Origin of the sequence: Pseudomonas syringae group sp. J248-6 (genome assembly GCF_032586995.1) — a bacterium.
Taxonomy (GTDB): Bacteria; Pseudomonadota; Gammaproteobacteria; order Pseudomonadales; family Pseudomonadaceae; genus Aquipseudomonas; species Aquipseudomonas amygdali.
The window spans coordinates 1-893 of the sequence record NZ_JAWHOP010000046.1 but is presented as its reverse complement, the minus strand read 5'-3'; the positions used below and the strand labels follow the sequence as shown (position 1 = coordinate 893).

The window sequence follows — 893 nt, the reverse complement described above, 5'->3', positions numbered from 1 at the left end:
CTGAGCAACGTCAAAGGTACGATTTCCGCTGCCGCCCTCAACACTCGCAGCGACAGCCTGGACAACACCGAAGGCTTGATCAGCAGCCGCGCAGGCCTGGACCTGACGGTCAATACCGCCCTGACCAACGTCAAGGGCACGCTGATTGGTGACGGCGATGTGACGCTGAGTGCCGCGACAGCAGACAACGGTCTCGGCCAGATCGCCAGCAAACAGAACCTCAACGCACAGATCGGCAGCCTTCGGCAATTGGGTGGTCAGATGCTTGCCCAAGGCACATTGACCTTGCGCGGCGACGCGTTGGACAACCGTCAGAACGGTTTCATCGGCGCAACCCAGGCCCTCGATATCAATGTCACTGACATCGATAACCGCGGCGGTGAACTGTCCAGTCAGGACGTGATTACCCTGACCGGCCAGCAACTGAACAACAGCGACAGCGGTCAGGTGCTGGCACAGAAAGCCCTGACGCTGAACGTTGCGCAAGTCACTAACCGTGGCAATGGTCTGCTCTCCAGCAAAGGCGGCTTGACGCTGGTCGGTAGCACCCTGGACAACACCGGTGGTGCGCTCAGTGCCCTCAAAGCCTTGGGTATCGACCTGTCTGCAGCATTCGATAACACTCAAGGCCTGATCAGCAACGAAGATGTCCTGACGGTAAAGACCAGCAGTCTGACCAATACCGCAGGCAGCATTTCCAGCGCTGGAAAACTGACCCTCGACAGCACCGGAGCAATCAGCAACCAGGGCGGCAAACTGCTGACCGATGGTGCGCTGGACCTGAAAAGTGCCAGTCTTGATAACAGCCAGAAAGGCAACATCAGCGGCAAAGGCCTGCTGACCCTCAAGACCGGGAATTTCGACAACAGCCATAACGGTCGCGTCAGCAGCAG

1 protein-coding gene is annotated in these 893 nt (G+C 58.3%); it reads left to right on the top strand.

Annotated features, from left to right (window positions below; all coding sequences use genetic code 11):
• Positions 1–893 (top strand): hypothetical protein (locus RYC17_RS26780; protein ID WP_316904790.1); only part of this gene is annotated, 893 nt, incomplete at both ends.